Annotated in this window: 6 protein-coding genes and 1 riboswitch; all 6 genes read right to left on the bottom strand. The window is 60.1% G+C overall.

Annotated elements, in window-relative coordinates:
* Positions 1-383 precede the first annotated feature (383 nt).
* Positions 384-1,154 carry an energy transducer TonB gene (locus B071_RS0110950; RefSeq protein ID WP_018527134.1) on the bottom strand — a complete coding sequence of 257 codons (771 nt, stop codon included), beginning with the start codon at positions 1,152-1,154 and terminating at the stop codon, positions 384-386.
* 5 nt (positions 1,155-1,159) lie between these two features.
* Positions 1,160-2,392 carry a YncE family protein gene (locus tag B071_RS0110955; RefSeq protein WP_018527135.1) on the bottom strand — a complete coding sequence of 411 codons (1,233 nt, stop codon included), beginning with the start codon at positions 2,390-2,392 and terminating at the stop codon, positions 1,160-1,162.
* Entirely contained in the window at positions 2,389-4,407 is a 2,019-nt protein-coding gene (locus B071_RS0110960) for a TonB-dependent receptor (protein WP_018527136.1), read from the bottom strand. The genes B071_RS0110955 and B071_RS0110960 overlap by 4 nt, the downstream gene beginning before the upstream one ends.
* Positions 4,404-5,198 (bottom strand): hypothetical protein, encoded by a 795-nt coding sequence (locus B071_RS17230; protein ID WP_018527137.1) that lies wholly within the window; start codon positions 5,196-5,198, stop codon positions 4,404-4,406. Before B071_RS17230 ends, B071_RS0110960 begins: the two co-directional genes overlap by 4 nt.
* 9 nt (positions 5,199-5,207) lie before the next feature.
* Positions 5,208-5,837, bottom strand: a complete 630-nt coding sequence (locus tag B071_RS0110970) for a hypothetical protein (protein WP_157703172.1) — start codon at positions 5,835-5,837, stop codon at positions 5,208-5,210.
* 92 nt (positions 5,838-5,929) lie between these two features.
* Positions 5,930-6,097: riboswitch (cobalamin riboswitch) on the bottom strand.
* A 72-nt stretch (positions 6,098-6,169) separates the two neighbouring features.
* Positions 6,170-6,538: TM7S3/TM198-like domain-containing protein (locus B071_RS0110975; protein WP_026245174.1), on the bottom strand; the 369-nt coding region annotated here is incomplete at its 5' end.

Raw genomic sequence — 6,538 nt, forward strand, 5'->3', positions numbered from 1 at the left:
GATCTCCCAGATCAAAGAAGACCCGCTGCAGGGGGCCTTCTGTCTCGGTCACCACCGAGGCCTCGCGGATCCCCGAGACCATGCCGGACCCCCGGATGGTTCGGACCAGGGGGGCCTCTTCCACGGCCACGACCAGCACGGGCCGGGGTTCCTGCTCCGGGGGNTGTTCCGGGTCTTGCGCGGAACCTCGCGGGGGGCCGGGGCGGCAGGCTGCCAGGGAGATGCCTGCCAGGGCCACGACCAGGGCCCGGAGAAGGGGGCGAAGGGGATGGTGGTGTGTCGGCATGATCGTCCTCCCTGATGGTGCTCCGTGTTTTTTATCTCGTGCCCTCAAGTATACGCACCGAGGCCGGGAAAGGTCGAGGAAATGTTCGGGGGCGGGGTCAGTCGAGACGGAAGGTAACCCTGTGAATGGTGGTGGTGTTGGCGTGGGCCCGGTCAAAACGCCAGAGACGCACCGCACGCAGGGCTTCCCTATCGAGTATGTCGGAACCACTCGTCTCGCGTATGTGGATATTGCCAACTCTTCCCCGGTTGTTAATGGAGATCTCCAGAACTACCGTGCCCTCAATCGCGTTTCTTCGGGCCGCCTCGGGGTATTGGGGCTCCACGTACCGGGTAGGATCGATGGTTGGTGCAGAGGGAGTCTGGCGGAGAGGGCCCGTCGGGAGGGTCTCCCCCGGGGGGGAGGAGGGTTGCGCCGTGGAGGCGCCCTGTCTGGTCTCGGGAGCGGCCTGATCGGCGAGCGATGGTACTTTGGTCCTCTCCCGGGGTTCAGGTTCGGGGAGGGGTTCCGGGAGCGGGTTTTCCGGTGTGGTTGTGCTACGAGGCGCGGGTTCTGACGGTGGTTTTTTATCCGGCTCCGGCTCTGGTTCTGGTTCCGGCTCCGGAGGCGACGTGTGGCTGGTTTCGCTCTGCTGTCGGGAAGGTTTGGGTGATGCCTCTGGTATTTTGGGTATTTCCACCGTTTCCGATATACCCGGTGGAGCGGGTTCGGTGTGACGGATTTCCAGTTCGACCGCAATCGTCCGGACCGGAGGCTCTCCCTTCACCGGGCGAAAGAACTCGAAGAGACCGAATCCCAGCAGGTGCAGAAAAACCGCTGCGGTGCCGGCTGCGAGAAGTCGTTTTGCTTCGTCCTGAGGGAAAATCACGGCTGCTACTCCGTGGTGTCACTCCTCACCAGAAGGGCGATGGGGCCATCGGAGACGGAGCGCTCCTCCACAAGGGTGAGCTCTTCCCCTCCATCATGCCGGAACCGAAGAATCTTGTTTCTTCCGAAGTCTGCCACATAGAGGGCATTGTGCCACGCAACGACATCGGACAGGAAGGGGAGTCCCCCCTGGGCGGTGTAGACAGAAGTGCTTTCCTGGCTCCATTCTTTTTCCTGGGAGCGTGTTATTGATTGTATCCCCGTGGTACCCACAAGAAAAAGAACATGACCTCCGGTGTCGAGGGGGAGGACAGCCACAGCTCCGGGAGAGCCCCCCACAGAAATCCGCTGGATTACTTCCAGTGTTTCCCTGTTCAGAACCAGGACAGTCCCATCGTCATCTCCCGTTCCGCTGGAACCGAGATTTCTTCCCGATCCCACCACGACGATTTCATCGATTGTCTCGTCGTGGAGTTTCATATCTACCAGGGCCACGGGATTGAGCCCCGGGTCGGTGTCGGGGTCATGGGTATCCTTCTCCAAGTCTATGTCCTGGGTCTCCACCAGTTGAACATTGTCTTTTTCCTGGAAGGAGAGGGTAAAGACCGTGAGCGATGCCGGGCCAAAGGGATTCTCCGAAGGACGGGCGCTGCTGTAGGCGGTGTTTGCGACGATGAGGCGGACGCTATTGGGCCCATCGGGAAGGACCAGCACTGCCTGGGGGGACTGGCCCGTTTTCATGGCGCCTGCTATGTCCTGGTCCGTGCCTGCCCTGCTGTAGAGATGTATTCGGGATGTGAAGAGGCCCGAGGTGGCAAAGATCGACTGCCCTGGGTCGGGAGTGCCGGAATTCAGCACTGCAGTCCGCATGGGGTTTACGTTGTATCCAAAGTCTATCGAATCGCGCCGGAACAGCCGCTCCTTGTCCAGAAAAAGAAGACGATTCTCTCCCGAGAGGGTGATCGCCAGTTCGTACCCAACGGATATGATCTCGTTCGGAACGGCCCCGAGTCGGACCAGATCATTCTGCTGTGACAGGAATGCCCCATCCTCGCCCAGATGAAGGGAGCTGAGCGTCTCTGCGAGGCTGTGAACGACGAGCAGTTCCTGTTTTGGTGCCCGGGACCTTCCCTCGGCCTCGTCCGGGGCAAACCAGAAGGAGCAGGACAACAGTGAGATACAGAGGATCAGGGAAGTGAAGAAGAGTTGTGCCCATGGAGGTCTTTTCCCGGTTTTCACCAGCGCACCTCCAGGGAGATACGGACTTCCCGCCCCGGGTTGGGGTAGAAGCGGGTTTCAATATACTCCTCATCCAGAGCGTTTCGCAGGGAGATCCCGAGGTAGGCCCTGTGCGGGCGCAACGCAACGGTGCAGGAGGCATCGATGCTGATATAGGGATCGAGCCAGACGGTGTTTTGCCGCGTCACGGGACGGGCTCCCCGGCTCGTGGCAGAGAGGGAAAAGCGATGTCCCATCATGTGAGCCAGCCCCGCCGAGGAATTGAAGGATAGTTCCGACCGATAGGGCAACTGTTTATTGTAGGTTACGCCGGTATTTCTGTCCAAAGCCTGGAGGAGTTCGCCTCCCAGCTCTCCTTCAAATGTCCAGGCGCTGAGCCCCAGGGGAACCTGGCAGGAGAGATCCACCTCTCCACCGTAGATCAGGGCTGAACCGGTATTGCGGGGACGCCAGAAACCGTTCGGATCCGGGAGCCACTGGATCAGATCCTCGTAGGTTGTCCGGTGGAGAGCTATTCTGACCCCTGTTTTGGAGCTGAGGGGGCCGAGGGGGGCGCCCTTCTCGGCAGAACGGGCGGCCAGACCACCCCAACGCAGTTCCGCCTCTACCGATTGACTGCGCTCCGGGTCCAGGTGGGGGTTTCCCACGGCAAAGGCTGATTGTTCAAGAAAGAGCTCGGAGAAATCGGGGAGCCGGTATCCGCGGGAGAGAGAGACTCCTATCCACAGCGGCCGGGCAGCAGCATTCCACCCTCCAGCGGCACGGAAACTGGGGAGCAGGTGCTCATCTTCCTGCGATGACAGCTCGGCTCGCGCCTGAAGATTGAGGTTGACCTCGCTCCGATTCTTCAGGATCAGGACCGTTTCCAGAGAAGGTCCTGCACCCAGGAGGGTCCGGTCCCGCTCCCCCAGAGCCGTATCATCGAGAAACTCCCAGCGGCCCATCAGGGGGAGTCCCAGTGATACCGGCCCAAGTGGGGTGGCAAGGGTGATGGAGCCGTGCAGAAGGGTGAGGCTGGAATCGCTCTTCAGAGCGCCCAGGGGGTAATCCCTGTCCTGGTATGTCCGGTCCGAGCGGGAGAGGCCTGCGTCGCCCGTGATACTCCATCGCCGGGAGTTCTTGCTGCCGTCTTCGGATATTTTCCCATGAACTCTGAGAGAGGTCTGGTCTTCTTGCAGCTCAGCTGAAACGGCGGGGAACTCGATGGTTCCGGGCAGGCCCCTGCTGAAATGCGAGAAACTCGTCTCAATGCCAATGTGGTGACGTTTTCCTTGTTGTTTCACCTGGAGTCGTAGCGATCCCTCTTCGCCCCCGGCGTTTTCCCGTGTCTCCTCGGACCCGGCCCGGGTATAGCTGTAGCTGTTCTCGGCGTAGGTTCCTGCGGCAGCGACAGTGTAGGTAATTCGCCCCGTATCGGTCTCCTGGATTCGCGAAGCCTCCGTTTCAAGACGATACTCGCCAAAACTCCCCCATATTCCTCGGGTGGTGCCCTGAATTCCCGGGGGTTCTCCCGAGGAGTCGGCAGAGATAAGGTTGATAGCTCCCGCAGCGCCTCCGACTCCGTAGAGGGCGGTAGCTGGCCCGAGGATGATCTCGATCCGCTCTATTCCCTCCAGCGATATTCTGCTGAGATCGGCAAGGGAAGTTCGTCCATCCAGGATCGGGCGTCCGTCCCTCAGGAGGATCACCTGTTCGCTGTCGGAACCTCGTATTCGTACCGAGGAACTTTCAAAGCCCGAGCCCTGGCGTTGGAGGATTACACCGGGGACTCGTCGGACCACGTCAGCGGCCGTGACCGCTCCTTCCTGGCGGTGTTTTTCAAGCTCCAGAACAACTACCCCGGGTGTCTGACGCCGGTCTGAATCGGGAGCGCGGGCGGTAACGATAGTCTCCGAGGGTGGATCTCCTCCGTTTGAGTTCTGGCGAGTCTCGCTTGCCCTCGGGGGGGGGGCACCGGCAGCCAGGCCGAGGAGCACACAGGTGGCCAGGGCGCGGGTGGCGCAGGCTCGTGTCACGGGTTCCCCAGGACCGCCACTCCATCCAGGTCGAACCCGGCAGTGTTGCCGGTGATGTTGGGGTTGTAGGTAGGGTAGGGGTCATAGATCTTCCGGGGCGGGTCGCTGTCGTCCCTTTGGCTGCCATTGCCGATTACGTCGATGATCCGGATGTAGCGGATCGCCGAGAGGTCCACCGTGCCGTCCTTGACGAGGTCGTGCTCCGCCAGTTCCTGCAGATCAAAAGCGGTACCCGTGCCTGCGGGGTGAACGCCGGCAAAACCTCTGTACTGATCAGGATCGATCTGCTCAAAGGGCCCTACCGGTTCGGTTCGCGTGGTGGTAGCGGGAAAGCGGGCGAACTCCTGGTCTGTTGCGCTTTCCCGTGATGCCACGGCTACCCAGGCCAGTTCAGCGAAGACGGTTCCGGCAGAGGGATTTGAGATACCGTTCTCGTACACCGCGAAGTCGGCATATCCGGGAGCATTTACGATGGGTGCGGCGAAGGCCAGAGTCACCTGACCGCCGTCGCCCAGGACCAGCACGTCCGTGGAGATGCCGGAGGCGGGCCCCAGGGCCTGCTCCGGATTGGTGTACGCTTCCGCCCCAACCCCTGGGTCGTAGCCTCCGGGGCCGAGGCCGGTGGCCCAGCCGATAATCGCCGGACTTCCTCGATGCACGCCTTCACCGTGCAGGAAGGGACCGGGATCTGGAAGGGGAGCGGTTGTTCCATCCCCTCCTGCACCGGTGCTGTCGCAACCCGCAAGCAGGAGAACCAACGGTATGATCAGGAGCGGAGCGTAGCGTTGCATTGATACCGGCTATTGTTGGCGACCAGCGCCCTCTGAAGCGCCAGCGAAATAGTCTTCAGTGGTGGCGCCAGCTTCTGCCTCGTTGGCGGTTGCAAAGACACCGTTAACGTTATCCGGCCAGTCGGAACCAATGTTTTTATACCCCTGCGTAAAATCCCGCAGTGTGTTGTTGTCGTTGTTGTCCGCCCAGCGGAAGACGTTGAACTTCCCCACTTCGCCCGTCCCCGCGCCGTCGACTTCGGTATACTCGATCACCGCAAAACCGGGGTTAGTGGTATCTCCTTGCCGACTCGCGGTAAGCGCGGTATCCTCGGCATTCAGCCGTCCATTGACAAATTTGACGATTGTTGCTTGGTATGTTGTGGAGAACGTCTCGCCATCGGATGAGGATTTGTAGTGAATCGAGTTATCCGTGATAATCCATTTCTCGATATACGGTCCAAATTCGCTGGACAAATCGAGTTCCCACACTCCCGCAACGGCGATTGACGATGAACCACTGCTTGAAGAACTGGAGAACGGGTTATCACACCCGGTAAAAACCAGCGTTGCCGAAGCGAGCAGGACTGCTACGGACAGTACCCGGGCAAAGCCCCTCTTCCACTGTCTTGTTCCTTCTGATCTTTTTGAAAAACCCATAGAAAACCTCCTGTGTGCGGAGGCTTGCCTGTACGGAGGGACACGTGTCGGGGACAGGGTCCTACGTATCTGCAAGCTCTTCTCGCGAAGCTTGGATACCAGATCATCTGTCAAAGTTTCCTGACTTACGGCGCTGCAACGATGCCGCCTTCCCAAGCGTTTCAGCTCAGTGGCCCCCAGGCTCGTTGTAACCGATTACAGTGGCGCGTCCGTGAGAGAATTTCACTCTCTTCCTTTGAAACAGACAATATCTTGTTCATGAGAGTATTTTCCGGCCCATAGAATTTGTCAAGCCGAAAATGCCCAGGCCTGGCTCCCGATCCCCGGGGAACTCAGGATCGCCAGCTTCCCTGACGCGAGCGGGCTTTAGTTGTCTTGAGCTGAACCACCGTCCCGGCAGCTCCCAGGAGCACCCAGCTCCCCATCAGCAGATAGAGCAACCTCTGGTCCAGCCGGAAGAGCCCCTCCATATCGGCGGGATTGACCCGGCCCGTGACAAAATAGGCCGATCCGATGACCATGCTCCAGGAACCGGCAAAGCTGGTGGAAAGAATGATCATGATCCGCTGGAGCAGGAGTGCTGCGATACCCGTGGCGGCGGCCAGGACAAGCAGAACCACCGGTTCCGGCGCAACCCCTCCCAGGGCAGAAAAGGCAACCCCCAGGACGGCCCCCAGAAGAGCGCCAATAAAGAAGACCCC

Origin of the sequence: Alkalispirochaeta alkalica DSM 8900 (assembly GCF_000373545.1) — a bacterium.
Taxonomy (GTDB): domain Bacteria; phylum Spirochaetota; class Spirochaetia; order DSM-27196; family Alkalispirochaetaceae; genus Alkalispirochaeta; species Alkalispirochaeta alkalica.

Coding starts and splice junctions, on each gene's coding strand:
- B071_RS0110970 (WP_157703172.1), bottom strand. CDS start 5,837: ATGGGTTTTTCAAAAAGATCAGAAGGAACAAGACAGTGGAAGAGGGGC.
- B071_RS17230 (WP_018527137.1), bottom strand. CDS start 5,198: ATGCAACGCTACGCTCCGCTCCTGATCATACCGTTGGTTCTCCTGCTT.